We start from the raw sequence: 19,411 nt of genomic DNA on the forward strand, positions 1-19,411 counted from the left end.
CGTCGATGCCCGGAGCGGGGCGCGGCTAAACTCGCTACGCTGCGCTTCGCTCAAACAGACGCCGCACCTTTTCCCGCTCCGGGCATCGCCGTCACGGCGCAATCAACGGGGTTAAAGGCAACTGCAACTGCATCCTTATCTCAACCTGCCAACCTTATGCAGTCTACCGACGGCCTGAAAAACAATTCGACATCACCTTGAAAGGGCTGGCTTGTCAGCCAAACCTATGCATTACGGTCCCGCGCAATCACGCAAGACGGCACCACCACGCCTTGCCCTGCCATTTTGCATTTCCATTTCCCATCTTGTACGATGTCGCACCGATCCACCGGCCGCGCCCATCATGCATTCGCAGCTGTCGACCATGCGCATTCCCATGCAGGAAAATCTCACCAGGCGATGCCGTATCCCGCTTCCGGTTTTCCGCATGCGCAGCGCCGCCAATCACCGGTGCACCGTCCCCCTCCCATCCGAAAGAAGCACGCATGCGACCTGACATCCTTGTTCTCGGCGCCCTTACCTCTCCGCACATGCTGCAACAACTCGAGGCCGGCTTCACCTGCCATCATGCGTGGCGCCTGCCGGCGGCCGAACAGGAAGCCTTCATCGCATCGGTTGCCGGCAAGGCGCGCGCGGTCGTCACCAATGGCGGACTGGGCATCAGCCGCGAGCTGATCGCGCAATTGCCGGCCATCGAAATCATCGCGGTCAACGGCATCGGCGTCGATGCGGTCCCGTTCGACGCAACACGCGCACGCGGCATCGCGGTGACCAATACGCCCGGCGTGCTGACCGACGATGTGGCCGACCTTGGCGTGCTGCTGTTGATGGCGGCGGCACGGCGCCTGCCATGGCTGGACTCCTACGTGCGGCGCGGCGACTGGGACGCGAAGAAGCCGATTGCACCGGCGTTGTCGCTGCGCGGCAAAGTCGCCGGCATCTTCGGCTTCGGCCGCATCGGCCAGGCAATCAGCCATCGTCTCGCCGCCTTCGGCATGCGCCTGTGCTACTACCAGCCGAACCCGGTGGCCGGCACCGATGTCGAGCGCGTCGGCTCGCTACACGAACTCGCCGAGCGCTGCGATTACCTGGTGGTGGCAGCCCCCGGCGGTGAACGGACCCGGCACAGCATCGATGGGAGCATCCTCGATGCACTCGGCCCGACCGGCACGCTGGTCAACATCGCGCGCGGCTCGGTGGTCGACGAGGCCGCGCTGATCGCTGCGCTGACCGAAGGCAGACTCGGCGCGGCGGCGCTGGACGTGTTCGAGGACGAGCCGCATGTGCCCGAAGCGCTGCGCGCGCTGCCCAACGTGGTGCTCACGCCGCATGTTGCCAGCCTGACGGTGGAGACGCGTCAGGCGATGGGCCAGCTCGTCGTCGACAACCTGCTCGCGCACTTCGCCGGCAAGCCGCTGCCAACGCCGGTTGCCTGATTTCGTCTCGCCGCCTCTCTCATCGATAAAACATGGCCCAAACCCCTACCATGCCGCGCGCGTTGCGCCGGATACTGCGCCTGGAAGATTTCGAGCCGGCCGCACGCGCGTATCTGCCGCGCCCCATCTTTGGCTACGTTGCCGGCGCCGCCGAGGACAATGCCTCTCTGCGCATGAATCGCGCAAGCTTCGATGACTACAGCTTTGTGCACCGGGTCATGGTCAATGTGTCGCAGCGCTCGCAAGCGGTCGAGCTGTTCGGCCGCAGCTACGCCTCGCCGTTCGGCATCGCGCCCATGGGCATGGCGGCGCTGTATGCGTATCGCGGCGACCTCGTCATGGCTGCCGCCGCGCGCGATGCGAACGTACCGATGATCCTGTCCGGCTCCTCGCTGATCCCGATGGAAGAGGTCGTAAAGGAAGCGCCCGATACCTGGTTCCAGGCCTACCTGCCCGGAGAGACCGCGCCGGCGATGGCCCTGATCGACCGCGCTGGCCGCGCCGGCTTCAGGACGCTGGTCATCACGGTCGATGTGTCCGTGATGGCGAATCGCGAAAACAATATCCGCAGCGGCTTTTCCGCGCCGCTGCGGCCGTCGCTACGTCTTGCCTGGGATGGCGTCACCCATCCTTCATGGCTGCTCGGCACGTTCACGCGCACGCTGCTGCGCCATGGCATGCCGCATTTCGAAAACAACTTCGCCGGGCGCGGCGCGCCCATCCTTTCGTCGAATGTACTGCGCGACTACAACGACCGCGGCCACATCACCTGGAAGCATCTCGAAGCGATACGACGTGTCTGGCCCGGGCCGATGGTATTGAAGGGCATCCTGCGGCCGCAGGATGCGGTGACGGCGCGCGAGATCGGCGCGGATGCAATCGTGGTGTCCAACCACGGCGGCCGCCAACTCGACGGCTGCGCGGCGCCGCTGCGGGTGTTGCCCGGCATCGTCGCCGCGGTGCCCGATCTGCCGGTGCTGCTCGACAGCGGCGTGCGGCGCGGCACCGATGTGCTGAAGGCTATCGGTCTCGGCGCGCGCATGGTGCTGGTGGGCCGGCCTTTCGCCTATGCGGCGACCATCGCGGGGCAGGCCGGCGTGGCGCACGGCATCAAGCTGTTGTCCGACGAAGTCTTCCGCAACATGGGCATGCTCGGCATTGCGAACCTGGCCGACATGACGCCAGACTTCCTGCGGCGGGAATATCCGGGCGCGGCATAGCTTAAAGCTCGATGGTCATCAGGTCATGGCCGACGATGACATTGCCGTTGTAGTGCTTGCGCACGCCTTCGGCCCACATCGCGTCGGTGATCGTGGGGTCGTCGCCGGGCACGAAATGGCTGAGCACCACGTTCTTGACTCCTGAGGCAGCGGCAACGCGGCCCACGTCTTCGGTGACGGTATGACTCGCCAGCAGGTGCTCGCGCAGCGTGGCCGCATTCGGCACGCGCTTGGCCATCGCTTCCACGCCCGGAAGATACATCACTTCATGCACCAGGTAATCGGCGCCCTTGGCGAACTCCGCAAGCTTCGGGTTGTAGCCCGTGTCGCCGGAGAACACCACAGTCTTGCCGCCGAATTCGAACTTGAATCCGTAGCAATCCTTCAGCGGCGGATGAATCGCGCTCATCGCGCTGACACGCACTGCATCGTTGCGGAACACGTCGTTCAGGTCATGGATGTCATGCGCTTCGATCAGCTTGCGCAGGTCGGGCTTGCCTTCATCCTTGATGCGGGTGGTGATATCGATCTCGTTCAATGCGAGGAAATCCCGCGTCATCTTTTCCAGCCCTGGCGGCCCATAGGCATCGACGACATGATTCAGTCCGGTGGCCCAGCCGCTGTAGATCAGGTTGCCGTATTCCAGCTCATGATCCGAATGATGATGGGTGATGAAGATATGGCGCAGGTTCTGCAGTGGAATGCCGGCGCGAACCATTTGCATGGCCACGCCGTAGCCGCAGTCGACAACATAGGGCACGCCGCCGATGACGAGCACATTCGACGGATTCATGCGCGACAGGTTGCCCAGCGTCTTGCCCGAACCGCCGACGCGCGGTCCGCCCTTGGTGCCGAGCAGCACCAGCCTGTCTCGGCCTGGTGTGCCGGCATCCTGTGCCCGCGCGCCGAAAGGCAAGGCGGCCAGCGCGCAGGCCATGCCGGCGCCGAGTTTGATGAAGTCACGCCGGTTCGCGTTGAACGCCTGGCTGTTGTTGCGCATTGGTACAGTCTCCTTGGGCCAAGCGCGCAATTCTACGGCCTATTCGTCGGGATGACTGCGTACCGTGCAGAACGCTATGCGTCGATCAACTCCGGGTTCCACGCATGCACGGTCTGCTGCTGCTCCCCCAGCCCGGCAATGCCGAGCCGCATCACGTCGCCCGGCTTCAGGAACACGGGCGCGGGCTTGATGCCCATGCCGACTCCGGGCGGCGTGCCGGTGGTGATGACGTCGCCGGGCATGAGCGTCATGAAGCGGCTGATGTAGCTGACCAGCTGGGCCACGCCGAAGATCATCGTGCGGGTATTGCCAGTCTGGAAGCGCTTGCCATTCACATCCAGCCACATGTCGAGGTTCTGCGGATCCGGCACCTCGTCAGTCGTCACCAGCCACGGGCCGATCGGACCGAAGGTATCGCAGCACTTGCCCTTGTCCCAGGTGCCGCCACGCTCGAGCTGGAATTCCCGCTCGGACACATCGTTGATCACGCAATAGCCGGCAACGTGGCCCAGCGCATCCGCTTCGGACACATAGCGCGCCTTTGATCCGATGACCACGCCAAGCTCGACTTCCCAGTCGCCCTTCTTCGATCCCTGCGGCAGCACCACTGCATCGTTCGGTCCGACGATGCAGCTCTCTACCTTCATGAACAGCACCGGCTCGGCCGGCACCGGCATGCCCGATTCGGCCGCATGGTCGGCATAGTTCAAGCCGACACAGATGAACTTGCCCACGCCGGACCAGGGCGGCGCAATGCGGCCCGGATTATCCACCAGCGGCAGGCTCTGCGCGTCGATCCCGCGCAGGCGCTCCAGTCCCTGCGGCGAGAGCGCGTCGGCGGTGATGTCACCAAGTACGCCAGACAGATCGCGCACCTTGCCCTGTTGATCCAGCAACGCGGGCTTCTCGCTGCCCTTCGCGCCGTAACGCATCAGCTTCATAACTTTCCTTTCTTGATGAGTGGAGTGTGGTGAGTGCGGCTCAGGTCGACCAGCCGCCGTCAATGATATGGATTGCGCCAGTGGTGAAGCCGGACTCATCCGAGCCCAGATACACCGCGAGCGCCGCGATTTCCTCAACGGTGCCGAGCCGGCCCATCGGCTGGCGCGCGCGGAAGGCGGCGGCGACCTCGTCCACGCTCGCACCGCTGGCATCGGCCTGCGCCGCGACGCGCTGCCGCAGCGACGGCGATTCCACCGTGCCGGGGCAGATCGCATTGCAGCGCACGCCGCGGGTGACGAAATCCGCGGCCACCGACTTGGTCATGCCAATCACCGCGGCCTTGGTCGCGCCATAGACGAAGCGCGCGGGCACGCCCTTGACGCTCGAGGCGACCGAAGACATGTTGATGATCGAGCCGCCGCCTTCCAGCATCGCTGGCAGGAAGGCTCGCATCATGCGATACATCGAGCGCACATTCAAGTTGAACGACGCATCCCAGGCGCGCTCGTCGCACTCGAGGATGCTGCCGCTGTCAACGATGCCGGCGCAGTTGAACAGAATGTCGACCCTGCCGAGCTCGGCGGCCAGCGCGCGGATCGCGTCGGCATCGGTGACATCCAGCCTCCGTGTCTCGCAGCCGGCGAGGTCGACAAGGCTTTCGGCATTGACGTCGGTGGCGATCACGCGCGCGCCTTCTCGCGCAAAGGCCAGCGCCGTGGCGCGTCCTATGCCCTGCCCGGCTGCGGTGATCAGCGCGGTCTTGCCACTCAATCTCTGTGTCATGCGACTTTCCCTTCGTAATAATGACGCGGCTCGACTCCGGCATTGCCGCTACGCGCCAGCGCTTGTTGAATTGGTCTGACCAATTTATGATGCCCTATCCTCAATCGCTTCCAAGGAGATTGCACGCCATGCCCGATATCAACAGTGACAGCGCCAGTGCCGGCGCGAGCGGCATCGATGCCGACGCCGAGCGCCTGCATGCCTTCATCGCCACGATGTGGACCCGGCTCGGTAGCCAGCCGCGCGAAGCGCAGCTGCTGGCCGATCACCTGGTGCTGGCCAACCTTTCCGGACACGATTCGCATGGCGTCGGCATGGCGCCGCGCTATCTGCGCTCGCTGCGCGAAGGCACGCTGCACCTCAACCGCCATGCGCGCATCGTGCGCGACGCCGGCGCCCTGCTGACCGTGGATGGCGACATGGGTTTCGGCCAGGTGAGCGCGCATGAAGCGATGGCGCTTGGCATCGAGCGCGCGAAAACGCTCGGCATTTGCGCTGTCGGCCTGCGCAATGCGCACCACATCGGCCGCATCGGCCACTGGGCCGAGCAATGCGCCGACGCCGGCCTGGTGTCCTTTCACTTCGTCAATGTCGCCGGCGATCCGCTGGTCGCGCCCTTTGGCGGCCGCGATGCGCGCATCGGCACGAACCCGTTCTGCGCCGCCTTTCCGCGCGCCGGCAAGCCGCCGCTGGTTTTGGACTTCGCCACCAGCCGCGTCGCCTACGGCAAGGCGCGCGTGGCCTATAACAAGGGCGTGCGTCTGCCGGCCGACAGCGTGATCGATCCCGACGGCATATCGGGCGACGACCCGGGCGTGATGTTCGCCGAGCCGCGCGGCGCGCTGCTGCCCTTCGGCGAGCACAAGGGCTATGGCCTGGCCGCAATCTGTGAAATCTTCGGCGGCGCACTCGCCGGCGGCCGCACGACGCATGCGGCCAGCCTGGTGAGCGGCGGCGTGATCATCAATGGCATGCTGTCGGTCATCATTGATCGCTCCGGCTTCGATGCGCCGGATGCCGACAGCGAAGCCGAGGCCTTTCTCGATTGGCTCAAAGCCGCGCCGAGCGCGCCCGGCGTCGATGTAGTGCAGACGCCCGGCGAACCGGAACAGCGCCTGCGCGCACAGCGGCGCGAGCATGGTATCCCGATCGACCGTGCCACCTGCCTGCAGCTGATCGATTGCGCGCACCAGGCCGGCATGCCGCAGGCGGAGATCGATGCAGTCTTCGGCGCTTCCGCCTAGGAACGCAAGACCGGGCGTCGGCCTCATGCGCCGACCGCCTGGTGGCCGCCGCCGAGATAGGCGGCGCGCACTTCCTCATTGTTCAGCAGCTCCTGGGGCCGGCCCTCCGTGATGAGACGCCCGGTCTCGAGCACATAACCGCGGTCCGCGACCGACAGCGCCATGTTCGCGTTCTGCTCGACCAGCAGGATCGTCATGCCGCGCGCGCGGATGTCGCGGATCACGCCGAACAATTGCTGCACGATGATGGGCGCCAGCCCGAGCGATGGCTCATCGAGCAGCAGCAGGCGCGGCCGCGCCATCAGGCCGCGCGCCACCGCGAGCATTTGCTGCTGGCCACCGGAGAGACTCCAGCCCAGCGCGCGCGACAGCCGCTTCAGGTCCGGGAAGATGGTGAACATTTCCTCGACATCCCGCGCCAGTTCCGCCTTGGACAAGCGGCCGCGGTTCGATGCCCCGAGCTGTATGTTCTCCGTGACCGTCAGGCCGGGAAAAATGCGACGCCCTTCCGGCACATGGGCAATGCCGCGACGGACAATAGCCTCGGGCGAGAGCCGCTGTATCGGCTCGCCACCCAGCAGTATCGTGCCCTCGGCCGGACTCACCAGCCCCGAAATCGTGCGCAGCGTCGTGCTCTTGCCGGCGCCGTTCGCGCCCAACAGCGTGACGACCTCGCCTTCGTCGACGTGCAGCGACACCTGCCGCAATGCCTGCACATTGCCGTAGAAACTGCTCACCGATTGCAATTCAAGCAGCCGCATGCGCGCTCTCCCCGAGATAAGCCTTCACCACTTCCGGATGGCGCAGCACTTCCTGCGGCGCGCCGTCGGCGATCTTGCGGCCGAAGTTGAGCACCGAGATCCGGTCCGACACCTGCTCGATCAGGGCCATGTCATGCTCGATCAGGAAGATCGTCAGGCCATGGCCGCGCAAGCGCTTCAACAGTTGCACCAGTTCGCCCTTTTCGGTGCTGTTCAAACCGGCGGCCGGCTCATCCAGCAGCAGCAGCTTCGGATGGCCGGCGAGCGCGCGCGCGATCTCTACCATGCGCTGATGGCCATAGGGGAGGCTCTTCACCACCACCTGCGCCCGATCAGCCAGGCCGACGAAAGCCAGCGCTGCCAGGGCACGTTCGCGCAGCGCCGCGTCGCCGCCAGGGATGGGATTGTTTTCGCGCTGCGCGCCGACCATGACGTTTTCCAGCGCCGACATTGCCGGGAACAGCCGGATGTTCTGGAAGGTGCGGCCCAGTCCCTGCGCCGCGCGCGCATGCGGAGAGGCATGGCTGATGTCGCGACCATCGAGCAGGATGCTGCCTGCGGTCGGCCGCAGGATGCCGTTGAGCACGTTCAGCGTTGTGGTCTTGCCCGAGCCGTTCGGCCCGATCAGCGCATGCACCGTGCCGCGCGCCACATCGATGTCGATGCCATCCACCGCCTTGACGCCGCCGAAGTGCTTGGACACATTGGACAGCTTCAGCATGGTCGACTCGCCCTGCGCCGGCACATCGAGCACGAGCGGCGGCACGGATGCATAAATCGGTTGAGCGCGTCCGAAAGCGCGGCGCCATGCGGCCGCGGCGATGCCCCAGATGCCTTCCGGCATGAAGACCATGATCAGGATCACCGCGAGGCCGTAGGCGGCGAGGTAAATCTCCTTGAGGAAGCGCAGCCACTCGGGCAGCAGGATCAGCATCATCGTGCCCAGCGCCGAGCCGAATGGCGATTGCGCGCCGCCAAGGAGTGCCATCGTCAGGAAATCAATCGCGACGCGGAAGTTGAAATTGTCCGGGCTGACATAGGCAAACCCCGCCGCGTACAGTGCGCCGCCGACGCCGCCGAGCGCGGCGCACAGCGTGAAGGCGATCACCTTGACCTTGAGCGTGGGCACGCCGGTCACTTCGGCGGCCATCTCGTTCTCGCGCACTGCGCGCATGGCCCGGCCAAGCCGGGTATGCGGCAGGCGCCAGACCAGGAACAGCATCAGGTACAGCACCACGGCGCAGAAGGCAAGATAGGCGCGGTCGTCGCTGAGTTCGTAGCCGAAAAGCGAGGGCCGCTGTATGCCGGCAACGCCATCCGGGCCGCGGGTGACGTCGGCCCAGTTCACCATCACCAGGTCGAAGATCTGCTGGAAGCTGATGGTGATCATCGCCAGGTAATGGCCGCCGAGCCGCAACGTAGTCAGGCCGAGCACGAAGCCGGCCACGCCGGCGATCACGATGCCCAGCAGCAGCGAGACCCAGAAGCTGAGCCCGTAGGCAACCGTGCCCAGCGCGACCGCATACGCGCCGAAGCCAAAGAACGCGCCCTGGGCCAGGTTGATCTGCCCGGTGTAGCCGAGCACCACCGTCATGCCGAGCACGGCCACGCCATAGGTCGCGGCCTGCATCAGGATGTTCAGCACATAGTGGTCGACCTTGGCGACATAGGGCACGATCGGCAGCAGGATGGCGAGCACGAGCACCACAAGCAGGCCAAAGCGAAAGCGCGGCCGGGCCGGCAGCGCCGGATTGGAAATGGCGGCGGGGGGCTGGCTCATGCTTTCTCCGAGATTTTTTCGCCGAAGATGCCCTGCGGCCGGAACAGCAGGAACACGAACAGCAGCAGGAAGGCAAAGGCGTCCTTGTACGGCACCGAGATATGCGCGGCGGCGAAGCTTTCCACTACCCCTAGCAGAAGTCCGCCGACGATGGCCCCGGTGACATCGCCGAAGCCGCCGATGATGGTCGCGGAGAAGGCCTTCAATGCAATGATGGACCCCATGCCGATCGACACGAACAGGACCGGCCCGATCAGGACGCCGGCCAGTCCGCCTAGCGTGGCGCTGTAGATGAAAGTGATGGCAATCATCCACGCGACCGGTATGCCGAGCAGGCGCGCCATGTCCTTGTCCTGCGAAGTTGCCTGCAGCTTCTTGCCGAGCAGTGTGTGCTCGAAGAAGAAGTATTGGAATGCGACAGCGATCGCGGTCACGAACATGATCACCAGGTATTGCGAATCAAGGAACACGCCGCCGATCTGCACGCCGGGTGTATTGAGCAGCTTTTCCAGCGGCTTTGGTTGCGGGCCGAAGACTGCCAGCACTGAGTTCTGCAGAAACACCGAAGCGCCGAGGGTGCTGATGATCACCGGAAGAAAGGAGCGGTTGCGCAGCGGGTAATACACGCCGTAATTGAAGATCACGCCGAATACCGCCATCACCACGAGCGTCAGCAGCAGACCGAGCCAGTACGGAAGATGCAGCGCGCCGAGCATCGTCATCATCGAAAAGGCGCCGAGCATCGCGAAGTCGCCCTGCGCGAAATTGACCACGTTCGTGGCCCGGATGATCAGCACGAAGCCCAGCGCTACCAGCGCATACACCGCGCCGATGGCCAGGCCGGAAAACAGGATCTGCAGATTGATTGCCATCGAACCCATGCAACGTCTCCTTGGCTTGCCGGCCGCTGTCGCGGCCGGCGATGGAAGCAGCTTCTTGCGCGGTTGAGGACCGCTTATTGGGCGACGTCGAAATCGATGTGCTTCACGAACACGATCTTGCCGTTCTCGTTCTTCACGACGTTGTAGCCGTGCAGACCGTCGCCGTTCTTGTCGAAGGTATAGGTGCCTTCGACGCCCTTGTAGCCCTTGATCTCGTGGATGGCCTTGCGGATGTCATCCGGCTTGGTGCTGTTGGCCTTTTTGATGGCCTGCGCCAGCACCTGCACCGCGTCATAGGACCAGGCCGAATACAGGTCGGGCACCAGCTTGTACTTCTCCTGGTAGCGCTTGGCATAGGCTTGCGCTTCGGGACTGGATTCCACCGCGAAATCGGCAATGGAATAAGTGCCGTAAAGCGCGTCGCCGGCCAGCTTCATCGCGGTGTCGGTGGACAGCGAGGGCGAGCCGACCCAGGCGCTGTTGACGCCGAGCTGGCGCAGCTGCTTGGCGAAGATGCCGACATCGGTGGAATTGGTGATGTAGGACGAGACTACGTCCGCGCCGGACTGCTTGATGGCCAGCACCACCGGCGTGAAGTCCTGCGAGTTGCTGGTGAAGCCCTGGACCGTCACTGGCGTGATGCCATGTTCCTTCAGCGCCGCGGTCAGCATGTTCTTGCCACCGTTGCCGAAGGCGTCGGTCGCATGCATGATCGCCCACTTCTTCAGCTTCAACGTATTGACGCCGAAATCGGCGATCACCTTCGCGGAATAACCGTCGTTGGGGCGGGCGCGGAAGATCCACGGATTGTTGGAATGGGTCAGGCCATAGTCCGTGCCACCGACGACCATCGGCAGCGCGGCCTTTTGCACCGTCGGCATCACGGCCTGTATCTGCGTGCTGCGCACCGAGCCGATCAGCGCGACCAGATCGCCGGCGCTGGTGAGCTTCGAGACTGCGAGTACCGAGCCCGGGTTCGAGCTCTGGTTATCCTCGATGCGCAGCTCGAGCTGCCGCCCGAGCACGCCGCCGGCCTTGTTGATTTCCTCGAGCGCCATCTTCGCGCCATTGATCTGGTAGACCCCGGCTTCGGCATTCGCGCCGGTGCTTTCGGCCATCAGGCCAATCTTGATGGGATCGGCGGCATGTGCGCCGAAGGATGTCGCACCTGCAACGATGGCGGCGCACAGCAATGCAAGCTTCGTGGTCTTCATGGTCTCCTCGCGTCTTCTGGTTGAATTTGCGGGCCGCGCTTCCATGGGCTCATGGGCTCACGGCCGTTGGCTGCGTTTCTGCTACGGGATCACAATGTGGCGCGCGCCGGCGTGAAGGCCGTTCGCTTTGCTGCGAAGTGCTGAGATTGAGTACATGGCCGCGGTCTCCTTGTATGCGGAGCGCCAGCCATGGCGGCATGCGGCGGCGCCTGGCGGGTGCCGTTATGCTGCGTGCCCTGACTTGTCGTCTCCGGTTGTCGCGGGCATTTTCGCCCGTCTCTACATTTTGAATTGGCTATTTGGTCTTACCAATGCGGCGATAATTTCAGGGTTGGCATTGACTGTCAAGCATGCGAAGCGGTGAGTGCCAGGACTTGGACGCGACATGCAAGCACGCTTGTTTCGCATCAAACGCTGTTCAAGGCATGCAAAGGATGCGGGAGCAACGAGTCATTACGCTACAAGCGCATCAACATGACTTGGTTTGCCTTTGCCTTTGCAGTTGCCTTTGCAGTTGCCTTTGCAGTTGCCTTTGCAGTTGCCTTTGCAGTTGCCTTTGCGGTTGCAGTTGCCTTTGCGGTTGCAGTTGCCTTTGCGGTTGCAGTTGCCTTTGCGGTTGCAGTTGCCGTTGCTTTTAATCCCGTTGATCGCGCCGTGGCGCCGGGCCCTGAAGCGGATAAGGTGCGGCGTCTGTCTGAGCGAAGCGCAGCGTAGCGAGTTTAGCCGCGCCCCGCTTTAGGGTCCGGCGACACGGGAACCCCGCGCAGCGGGGCGCGATCTCCGGGTCGCCTTTTCTTGGTTACTTCTTTTGGCGAAGCAAAAGAAGTGACCCGGCTGCCGGGCCGGGACCCGGCTTGGTCGCCAAGTGCGATGTTCTTATTGGGTCATCGGGCCTCAAACCTCGACCGGACGGGCCTTTCAATCCAAGCCTCGACCAACGCGACGACGACCAAGACAAGAGCCTGCCCCCTCAACGACATCACTCCGGTGATGCAATACGTTCAGCGCCCCCTCGACCTAGCCGGGTCCCGGCCCGGCAGCCGGCCTACTTCTTTTGCGAAAAGAAGTAGGCAAGAAAAGGCGCCCCCGGAGATTGCGCCCCGCTACGCGGGGTTCCCGTGCCGTCGATGCCCGGAGCGGGGCGCAGCTAAACTCGCTACGCTGCGCTGCGCTCAAACAGACGCCGCACCTTTTCCCGCTCCGGGCATCGCCGTCACGGCGCAATCAACGGGGGTTAAAGGCAACGGCAACTACAACTACAACTACAACTACAACTACAAAGGCAAAGGCACTGCCACTACAACTGCAACTGCAACTGCAACTGCACGAATCACATCAATACTTGCACTGACCACTCGCATCGTCCATTGCATCTCACGAGCGCAATACACTGCGCCACCGCCATACGCATACCACCACCTATGACAACAGCCCCCGTTGCGCCAGATTACGCATCAGCGCACCAGCACCAAAAGTCCATGGCGCAATGCGATCGCTGCGGTTCACGCGGTTCACCAGCGTTCCCAGTCCCGGCGTGCTGATGCGCACGATATCGCCGACCTCATGGGTAAAACCCTGGCCAGGCGCGAATCTGTCCTCGGTCGGCGAAAACATCGTGCCGAGGAAGAGGAGCATGCCGTCCGGGTATTGATGGTTCGGACCCATCGCATGGGTGACCAGGTCGAGCGGATCCCTGCTGATCTGCGACATCGGGCTGCTGCCGGTGAGCACAAAGCCTTCCGGTCCTTCGATGCGCATGTCCAGATTGCAGCGACGCACATGGTCGATCGTGTAGCCCTCGTCAAAAAGGCGAATGAAGGGACCAATCGCGCAGGAAGCATTGTTGTCCTTGGACTTGCCCAGCAACAGCGCGCTGCGGCCTTCGAAGTCGCGCAGGTTCACGTCATTGCCCAGCGTAGCGCCGACCGTTTCACCCCGGCTGTTTACCGCAAGCACGATTTCGGGCTCGGGATTGTTCCAGTCGGACTTCGGATGCAAGCCAATCTCGCTGCCCAAGCCAACGGCAGACATCGGCTGCGCCTTCGTGAAAATTTCGGCATCCGGCCCGATGCCCACTTCGAGATACTGCGACCAGGCGCCGCGCTCGATCAGCACTTCCTTCAGGCGAGCCGCGTCTTCCGAACCCGGAACGACACGCGACAGATCATCGCCAATGACCGCAGCAATCGCGCGCCGGACCTCTTCCGCGCGCGAAGCGTCGCCGCGCGCCTGCTCTTCGATGACCCGCTCGAGCATGCTCGACACAAAGGTCACGCCGCTGGCCTTGATCGCCTGCAGGTCGCAGGGCGCGAGCAACCAGGGCAGCGCCGTGTCGCGCGCCGCTTCTTCCGAGTTGCGCAGCAGTGCATCGAGCGGTGCGATGCGACGCAGCGCCTTCGCATTGCGCACTGCGGCCGCCGGCTGCGGCAAATCGAGCAACGCGCTGCAGGTGGCCGCGAGCGGCGTCAGGTCATACGCGCCGTCCGGCCGGATCTGGGCCAGTGTCGGGCCGATCCCGGGTTCCCAGACGCGCCCGATCAACAACGCGGATTCGGCGTCCTGCGGCATGCAGGCCTCGCTACGGTATCGCTCGTCCATCCTGTCTCCTCGCTTGTTATCGGTATGACGCCAGCCGTCGTGCCGTGGCACGACGCTTCATGCGCTCTTTCTTGCGGGCGCGATGGTGGCGCGTCGACTGCGCGAACTGGCATCGCTGGTCTTGCGCTTCTTCGGCGCACTCATCAGGCTCGACGTCAATCTCTTGTAGCCGATGTCCATGTGGCGCCGCATTGCAGCTCGGGCCGCTTCAGGGTCTTTGGAACGCAGCGCTTCCAACACCACCCGGTGCTCGGCCACGGCTTGCGCCCACACGCGCGGCGTCTCGAAGTGACTGTGCAATTGATCGAAGAGCGGGCCGGTGCGGGCGTCGAACAGCCTGCGTACGACACCAACGAGCACGCTGTTGCCAGTCGCTTCGGCAATGCGTATGTGGAACAGGCGATCCGCGTCCAGCGGCTTGACGCCCGCGGCGGCGTCGGCCTCCATCGCGTCGATGGCCTTTTCCACCGCATCGAAATGCCGCTTGCGACCGACCTTCGCGGCCAGCGCCGCGATCTCGCCTTCGACCAGCGCGCGCGCACGGATCAGCTCCAGCGGCCCTTCCTCGCCGGACATGTCGAAGCCGGCTTCCTGCGGGGCGGGCGGCTCGCACACATAGATGCCCGAGCCCATGCGCACTTCGATGTAACCCTCCACTTCCAGCGCGATCAATGCTTCTCGCAGCGATGGCCGGCTCACGCCTAGCTGCACCGCGAGGTCGCGCTCGGCCGGCAGGCGCGAACCGATCGGAAATTCGCCGCGCTGTATCAGCGCGCGCAATTGCCCGCTGATCTGGCGATAAAGGCGTTGCGGTTCGATGGCTTGGATCGGCATGACGGTAGTTCCATTTCTGTACTGCGGCTCAAACGGGAGGCGGGATTATACGACCCAGCCTTCCGCGCTTTCCTGCGATGAAACGCCGTGCCGATGGCGCCGCCGCGCTAGCAGAGCGGCAATTGCCAAGGAGCGCCGCTGATGCGCTCCGAGCATGGGTTCATTCCCCCAGCGGCGCCGGCATCGGCAGTCCATGGCGGGTGGCGGCTTCGAGCAGCATCGGCGCGATGCTTGGGTGCAGTTCAAGTCCTTCCGCCTCGGCCCTCGCACGACGCGCAAGCGCACGGTCTCCCGGCAGGCGCACCGCATCGAAGCCAGGACGCGGCGGATTATCGCGGCAGGCTTGCGCCAGCGTGTCCATCTGCCTCAGGTAATCCGGCATGCCGCCAAAGGCGGACGGGTCGTAGAGCGTCATGAAGACCGTTGCGCCCCAGCCTTCGGGCGCGTCGCCCCGCCCGTGGCCCGACAGACCGCCGGTCAGGGCTTCGATCAGCAGCGCCAGGCCGTATCCCTTGTGACCAGCGGCCAAGCCGCCAAGCGGCTGTATCGTGCCTGGTGGACCGGTGAACAGCACGCCCGGATCGGTGCTTGGGTTGCCTTGCGCATCGAGCATCCAGGGCTCATCGAACTGCTGGCCTGCACGGTGCAGGCGATTGCTCATGCCATTCGTGGTGACCGACGCCGAGATGTCGATCAGGATGGGCGTGCCTGACGTCGGAATGCCGGCCGCGATCGGATTCGGCGTGAACACTGCGCGCGTGCCGCCATGCGGCGCGACGCTGGCGACCGCCGGGTCGGAGCTGGCCAGGACCATCATGAAGCCCGCTTCAGTAGCGCGCAGCAGATAGGTCGCCAGGCAGGCGATATGGTGACTGCGCCGTATCGCCAGGCTGGCGCTGCCGTACTGGCGTGCGCGCGGCATCAAGGCCTCCAGACCGCTGGTCACCAGCCACGGGCCGGGAAGTCGACGACCGTCCCAGGCCAGCGCAGCGCCGCGATCGGACAGGACTTCGGGCGCGCCGGAACGTGTCATTGTGCCGGCTTCGATCTCCTTCACGTAGGGCGCAAGTAGCGCCAGGCCGTGCGTGTCATGACCGAGCAGGTCGCCCAGTACCAGCGTGTCGGCCACAGCAGCCGCGGGTTCGGCATCCAGGCCCGCCGCGCGCAACAGCTCCGTGGCGAAACGGCGCAAGGCATCCGGGGAATAGCGTGCGGCGGCCATCAGTAAGTCGCCCTTCCGCCAGAAATGTCGAACACGGCGCCGGTGGAGAACGAACAGTCGGCGGAACTGAGCCAGGCCACCAGCGCAGCGATCTCGGCGGTTTCGCCGAAGCGATTCATCGGGATCTTCGACAGCATGTAATCGATATGCTGCTGCGTCATCTGCGAGAACATCGGCGTGCGCACCGCGGCGGGCGTGATGCAGTTGACGGTGACACCGCTCTGCGCCAGCTCCTTGCCGAGCGACTTGGTCAGCGCGATCACGCCGGCCTTGGAAGCGCTGTAGGCCGAGGCGTTCGGATTGCCTTCCTTGCCGGCGACGGACGCGATGTTGACGATGCGACCGTAGCCGCGCTCGCGCATCTGCGGCACCAGCGCGCGGCAGCACAGGAAGGTGCCGCGCAGGTTGATGCGCATCACCTCGTCCCAAGCTTCTGGCGCATAGTCCCAGACCGTGTTGTTCGGGCCGGTGATGCCGGCGCTGTTGACCAGGATGTCCACCGGGCCGGCGGCAATGGTCTGGTCGCGCGCGGCATCGACCGCCTCCACGCTGGAAATGTCGACCACCACCAGCTGCGGCGCATGCTCGCCGAACGCGGCGCGCGCCCGGTCCAGCGTTGCGGCGTCGCGGTCCCACAAACTCAGCTTCGCGCCGCCGGCGGCGAGTCTTTGCGCGATCTCCAGGCCGATGCCGGAAGCGCCGCCCGTGACGACCGCATGCCTGCCGCTGAAATCATAGTGATTGCCCTGTCCCATTCCCGTCTCCCGTATCGTGGATTTGTCGGCTTCAGGGCATGTACTGCCCGCCGTTGACTTCGATGATCTGTCCGGTCACATAGCCGGACAGGCGCTCGGACGCGAGGTAGAGGAATGCGCCGACGCATTCATCGGCGGTGCCCAGGCGCGCCATGGGTATGGCCAGCCGCATTGCTTCCATCTGCTCCGGCGTCGAATACTTGTCGTGAAAGGGCGTGACGATCACGCCGGGCGCCACCGCATTGACCCGTATGCGCCGACCCACCAGCTCCTTGGCCATGCCGCGGGTGAAGGTGCTGACGAAGCCCTTGCTCGCCGCATACAGGCTCGCGCCCGGCCCGCCACCGGTGCGCGCGGCGATGCTGGTGAGATTGATGACCGAAGCGCCTTCGCGCAGGTGCGGCAGCGCATGACGGGTGCACATCACGGTGGAGCGGACATTGACGTCGATGACCTCGTCGAAGATGTCATCATCGATTTCGGCAAGCGGCGCGCGGCGCACGAGCGCGCCGGCATTATTGATCAGCACATCGATGCCGCCGAAGCGTAGCGCGACTTCCTCGACCACGCGCCGGCATTCGTCCGAGTCGCGCAGATCGCCGCGCACGACGATCGCCTCAGCGCCGGCCGCCTGCACCTCGCTGGCGACCTCCGCTGCGGCTTCCAGCGATTGATGGCAATGCAACGCGACGCGGCAGCCCAGTTGGCCGAAAGCGCGCGCGCATGCGGCGCCAATGCCCGTGGACGCGCCGGTGATCAGCACCGCTTTGCCCTTCAGATCTTCCATGAAGCCTCCGCTCGTTGGTCTCTTCAAGGCCATGCGATTGCTGCTCCGCTCGGCGGATTCATCGCGCCTCGAAATTGGTCTTACCAGTTCGGCGGATGGTTTCAGAAGCTCTACGGCTTGTCAAGCATGGGGTTTGGCGATATTGGCATCCGACAAGAGATGGTCAACCCGCGCAAAATTATTGGTATTACCACTTTACCCGGCGACGTTTTCTGAAATAGACTCCACCTGCGGTAAAAACCGTGACTTGCACCACCCGCTTGTATAACTAAAGTTGAATGATCAACGCAAGGAGACAAGGTGGCACATGAAGTCCCGCATGAAGTGCTGGTTCCGCTGAGCACGCTGCGCAGCAGCAAGGAAGCCCCGCTCGTCCTGCGCCTGGGCGCCGACGATGACGTGCTCATTGCCGGGCGCGAGATCCGCCCTGGCGCCGTGCTGCCCGATACCGGCATCAGCGCAGCGTCCGCCATACCGGCCGGACACAAGATAGCCGCTCACGCAATTCCCGCTGGCGCACCAGTGCGCCGCTACAACCAGATCATAGGCTTTGCCACCCGGGACATCGCCGCCGGTGAGCATGTGCATCTGCACAATATGGCGATGCGCGACTTTGAGCGCGACTATGCCTTCTGCGCCGATCTGAAACCGCAATCTGCCTCTACCGATGCGCGCACCTTTCTCGGCATCGCCCGCCCCGACGGCCGCGTGGCCACGCGCAATTACATCGGCGTGATCAGCAGCGTGAACTGTTCCGCCACTGTCTGCCGCCATATCGCCGACGCCTTCCGCGGCGACGCGCTGCGGGACTATCCGAACGTCGATGGCGTGGTGGCGATCACGCACCGGTCCGGCTGCGGCATGGCATCCGATGGCGAGGCGATCGACCTGCTGCGGCGCGTCACCGCCGGCTATCTGCGCCATGTGAATTTCGCGTCGGTGCTGTTCATCGGCCTGGGCTGCGAATCGAATCAGGTCGGCGCGGTGCTCGGCGCGCAAGGACTGGCAGAGTCCGACCGGCTGCGCATGATGACCATCCAGGACAGCGGCGGTACGCGCAGCACGATCGAGCGCGGCATTGAGATGGTGCGCGAGATGCTGCCCGCGGCCAACGCGGTGTCGCGCCAGCCGGCGCCGCTTTCCCATCTCACCGTCGGCCTGCAATGCGGCGGCTCGGATGGCTACTCGGGCATCACCGCGAACCCGGCGCTGGGCGCGGCCATGGACATGCTGGTGGCCCATGGCGGCACGGCGATCCTGTCCGAAACGCCGGAAATCTATGGCGCCGAACATCTGCTGACACGGCGCGCGGTGTCGCGCGAAGTCGGCGAAAAACTGATCGCGCGCATCCGCTGGTGGGAAGGCTATACGCAGCGCACCGGCGGCGAGATGAACAACAATCCGTCGCCCGGCAACAAGGCCGGCGGGCTCACGACCATCCTCGAGAAATCGCTCGGCGCGGTGGCCAAGGCCGGCGGCAGCAATCTTGCGGATGTCTATGAATATGCGCAGGCGGTGACGACTCATGGCTTGGTGTTCATGGATACGCCCGGCTTCGATCCGGTCTCGGCCACCGGCCAGGTCGCCGGCGGCGCGAATCTGATCTGCTTCACCACCGGCCGCGGCTCGGTGTATGGCTGCAAGCCGGCGCCGTCGATCAAGCTGGCCACCAATAGCGCGATGTACCGGCGCATGAGCGAAGACATGGACGTCGATTGCGGCGGCATCCTCGAAGGCGAGGAAACGGTGCAGCAGGCCGGAGCGCGCATCTTCGAGCGCATCATCGAGGTCGCTTCGGGCGCGCGCAGCAAGAGCGAATTGCATGGCATGGGCGACGAGGAATTCGCGCCCTGGATACTTGGCCCGACGATGTAAGCCCGTAGGGTGGGCGCAGCCCACGCGTCTCGTCGATCAGTCGATCAGCCATAGCGCTCGTCGACCGACCAAACCGCGT

General features: G+C 64.5%; 18 protein-coding genes. 6 read left to right on the forward strand and 12 right to left on the reverse strand.

Features of this window, described 5'->3' with window-relative positions:
• The 3 genes from JJB74_RS33200 to JJB74_RS11005 all read left to right on the forward strand — a co-directional run.
• Positions 1–201: hypothetical protein (locus tag JJB74_RS33200; RefSeq protein ID WP_234484106.1), on the forward strand; the 201-nt coding region annotated here is incomplete at its 5' end.
• A 284-nt stretch (positions 202–485) separates the two neighbouring features.
• Positions 486–1,436: a 2-hydroxyacid dehydrogenase gene (locus JJB74_RS11000; protein ID WP_200591925.1), complete on the forward strand. Its 951-nt coding sequence runs from the start codon at positions 486–488 to the stop codon at positions 1,434–1,436.
• Between the two features lie 32 nt (positions 1,437–1,468).
• On the forward strand, positions 1,469–2,656 hold the full coding sequence (locus JJB74_RS11005) for an alpha-hydroxy acid oxidase (protein ID WP_200591926.1): 1,188 nt from the start codon (positions 1,469–1,471) through the stop codon (positions 2,654–2,656).
• A gap of 1 nt (position 2,657) precedes the next feature.
• On the opposite strand, the gene JJB74_RS11010 is transcribed toward JJB74_RS11005, so the two are convergent.
• The 3 genes from JJB74_RS11010 to JJB74_RS11020 form a co-directional block, all read right to left on the reverse strand.
• On the reverse strand, positions 2,658–3,656 hold the full coding sequence (locus JJB74_RS11010; protein ID WP_200591927.1) for an MBL fold metallo-hydrolase: 999 nt from the start codon (positions 3,654–3,656) through the stop codon (positions 2,658–2,660).
• 74 nt (positions 3,657–3,730) lie between these two features.
• On the reverse strand, positions 3,731–4,597 hold the full coding sequence (locus JJB74_RS11015) for a fumarylacetoacetate hydrolase family protein (protein WP_200591928.1): 867 nt from the start codon (positions 4,595–4,597) through the stop codon (positions 3,731–3,733).
• 40 nt (positions 4,598–4,637) lie between these two features.
• Complete coding sequence (locus JJB74_RS11020) at positions 4,638–5,381, reverse strand: SDR family oxidoreductase (RefSeq protein WP_200591929.1); 744 nt, start codon at positions 5,379–5,381, stop codon at positions 4,638–4,640.
• A gap of 128 nt (positions 5,382–5,509) precedes the next feature.
• Between JJB74_RS11020 and JJB74_RS11025 the strand changes: the two genes are divergently transcribed.
• Positions 5,510–6,625, forward strand: a complete 1,116-nt coding sequence (locus JJB74_RS11025) for a malate/lactate/ureidoglycolate dehydrogenase (RefSeq protein WP_200591930.1) — start codon at positions 5,510–5,512, stop codon at positions 6,623–6,625.
• A 23-nt stretch (positions 6,626–6,648) separates the two neighbouring features.
• On the opposite strand, the gene JJB74_RS11030 is transcribed toward JJB74_RS11025, so the two are convergent.
• From JJB74_RS11030 to JJB74_RS11045, 4 genes are all read right to left on the reverse strand, one after another.
• On the reverse strand, positions 6,649–7,386 hold the full coding sequence (locus JJB74_RS11030) for an ABC transporter ATP-binding protein (protein ID WP_200591931.1): 738 nt from the start codon (positions 7,384–7,386) through the stop codon (positions 6,649–6,651).
• Positions 7,373–9,166 (reverse strand): branched-chain amino acid ABC transporter ATP-binding protein/permease, encoded by a 1,794-nt coding sequence (locus JJB74_RS11035; protein ID WP_200591932.1) that lies wholly within the window; start codon positions 9,164–9,166, stop codon positions 7,373–7,375. Before JJB74_RS11035 ends, JJB74_RS11030 begins: the two co-directional genes overlap by 14 nt.
• Positions 9,163–10,047, reverse strand: a complete 885-nt coding sequence (locus JJB74_RS11040) for a branched-chain amino acid ABC transporter permease (RefSeq protein WP_234484107.1) — start codon at positions 10,045–10,047, stop codon at positions 9,163–9,165. The genes JJB74_RS11035 and JJB74_RS11040 overlap by 4 nt, the downstream gene beginning before the upstream one ends.
• 74 nt (positions 10,048–10,121) lie before the next feature.
• Positions 10,122–11,261, reverse strand: coding sequence for an ABC transporter substrate-binding protein (locus JJB74_RS11045; protein WP_200591933.1), 1,140 nt, complete (start codon positions 11,259–11,261; stop codon positions 10,122–10,124).
• A gap of 474 nt (positions 11,262–11,735) precedes the next feature.
• On the opposite strand from JJB74_RS11045, the gene JJB74_RS11050 reads away from it, so the two are divergent.
• Positions 11,736–11,975, forward strand: a complete 240-nt coding sequence (locus JJB74_RS11050) for a hypothetical protein (RefSeq protein WP_200591934.1) — start codon at positions 11,736–11,738, stop codon at positions 11,973–11,975.
• Between the two features lie 705 nt (positions 11,976–12,680).
• On the opposite strand, the gene JJB74_RS11055 is transcribed toward JJB74_RS11050, so the two are convergent.
• The 5 genes from JJB74_RS11055 to JJB74_RS11075 form a co-directional block, all read right to left on the reverse strand.
• A complete protein-coding gene (locus JJB74_RS11055) occupies positions 12,681–13,859 on the reverse strand; it encodes a fumarylacetoacetate hydrolase family protein (RefSeq protein WP_200591935.1) in 1,179 nt (392 codons plus the stop codon).
• 57 nt (positions 13,860–13,916) lie between these two features.
• Positions 13,917–14,693 carry a FadR/GntR family transcriptional regulator gene (locus JJB74_RS11060; protein WP_200591936.1) on the reverse strand — a complete coding sequence of 259 codons (777 nt, stop codon included), beginning with the start codon at positions 14,691–14,693 and terminating at the stop codon, positions 13,917–13,919.
• 160 nt (positions 14,694–14,853) lie between these two features.
• The gene (locus tag JJB74_RS11065) at positions 14,854–15,915 is read right to left on the reverse strand and encodes an Ldh family oxidoreductase (protein ID WP_200591937.1); all 1,062 of its coding nucleotides are present in this window, start codon (positions 15,913–15,915) and stop codon (positions 14,854–14,856) included.
• Entirely contained in the window at positions 15,915–16,670 is a 756-nt protein-coding gene (locus tag JJB74_RS11070) for an SDR family NAD(P)-dependent oxidoreductase (protein ID WP_200591938.1), read from the reverse strand. Before JJB74_RS11070 ends, JJB74_RS11065 begins: the two co-directional genes overlap by 1 nt.
• Positions 16,671–16,701: 31 nt before the next feature.
• Complete coding sequence (locus JJB74_RS11075; protein ID WP_200591939.1) at positions 16,702–17,457, reverse strand: SDR family NAD(P)-dependent oxidoreductase; 756 nt, start codon at positions 17,455–17,457, stop codon at positions 16,702–16,704.
• A gap of 327 nt (positions 17,458–17,784) precedes the next feature.
• On the opposite strand from JJB74_RS11075, the gene JJB74_RS11080 reads away from it, so the two are divergent.
• Positions 17,785–19,332, forward strand: a complete 1,548-nt coding sequence (locus tag JJB74_RS11080; protein ID WP_407672336.1) for a UxaA family hydrolase — start codon at positions 17,785–17,787, stop codon at positions 19,330–19,332.
• Positions 19,333–19,411 lie beyond the last annotated feature (79 nt).

Origin of the sequence: Noviherbaspirillum pedocola, from assembly GCF_016632335.1 — a bacterium.
GTDB lineage: Bacteria > Pseudomonadota > Gammaproteobacteria > Burkholderiales > Burkholderiaceae_D > Noviherbaspirillum_A > Noviherbaspirillum_A pedocola.

Excerpts from the sequence above, each read along its gene's own strand:
- JJB74_RS11000 (WP_200591925.1), top strand. The coding sequence starts at position 486 with ATGCGACCTGACATCCTTGTTCTCGGCGCCCTTACCTCTCCGCACATG.
- JJB74_RS11005 (WP_200591926.1), top strand. The coding sequence starts at position 1,469 with ATGGCCCAAACCCCTACCATGCCGCGCGCGTTGCGCCGGATACTGCGC.
- JJB74_RS11010 (WP_200591927.1), bottom strand. The coding sequence starts at position 3,656 with ATGCGCAACAACAGCCAGGCGTTCAACGCGAACCGGCGTGACTTCATC.
- JJB74_RS11015 (WP_200591928.1), bottom strand. The coding sequence starts at position 4,597 with ATGAAGCTGATGCGTTACGGCGCGAAGGGCAGCGAGAAGCCCGCGTTG.
- JJB74_RS11020 (WP_200591929.1), bottom strand. The coding sequence starts at position 5,381 with ATGACACAGAGATTGAGTGGCAAGACCGCGCTGATCACCGCAGCCGGG.
- JJB74_RS11025 (WP_200591930.1), top strand. The coding sequence starts at position 5,510 with ATGCCCGATATCAACAGTGACAGCGCCAGTGCCGGCGCGAGCGGCATC.
- JJB74_RS11030 (WP_200591931.1), bottom strand. The coding sequence starts at position 7,386 with ATGCGGCTGCTTGAATTGCAATCGGTGAGCAGTTTCTACGGCAATGTG.
- JJB74_RS11035 (WP_200591932.1), bottom strand. The coding sequence starts at position 9,166 with ATGAGCCAGCCCCCCGCCGCCATTTCCAATCCGGCGCTGCCGGCCCGG.
- JJB74_RS11040 (WP_234484107.1), bottom strand. The coding sequence starts at position 10,047 with ATGGGTTCGATGGCAATCAATCTGCAGATCCTGTTTTCCGGCCTGGCC.
- JJB74_RS11045 (WP_200591933.1), bottom strand. The coding sequence starts at position 11,261 with ATGAAGACCACGAAGCTTGCATTGCTGTGCGCCGCCATCGTTGCAGGT.
- JJB74_RS11050 (WP_200591934.1), top strand. The coding sequence starts at position 11,736 with ATGACTTGGTTTGCCTTTGCCTTTGCAGTTGCCTTTGCAGTTGCCTTT.
- JJB74_RS11055 (WP_200591935.1), bottom strand. The coding sequence starts at position 13,859 with ATGGACGAGCGATACCGTAGCGAGGCCTGCATGCCGCAGGACGCCGAA.
- JJB74_RS11060 (WP_200591936.1), bottom strand. The coding sequence starts at position 14,693 with ATGCCGATCCAAGCCATCGAACCGCAACGCCTTTATCGCCAGATCAGC.
- JJB74_RS11065 (WP_200591937.1), bottom strand. The coding sequence starts at position 15,915 with ATGGCCGCCGCACGCTATTCCCCGGATGCCTTGCGCCGTTTCGCCACG.
- JJB74_RS11070 (WP_200591938.1), bottom strand. The coding sequence starts at position 16,670 with ATGGGACAGGGCAATCACTATGATTTCAGCGGCAGGCATGCGGTCGTC.
- JJB74_RS11075 (WP_200591939.1), bottom strand. The coding sequence starts at position 17,457 with ATGGAAGATCTGAAGGGCAAAGCGGTGCTGATCACCGGCGCGTCCACG.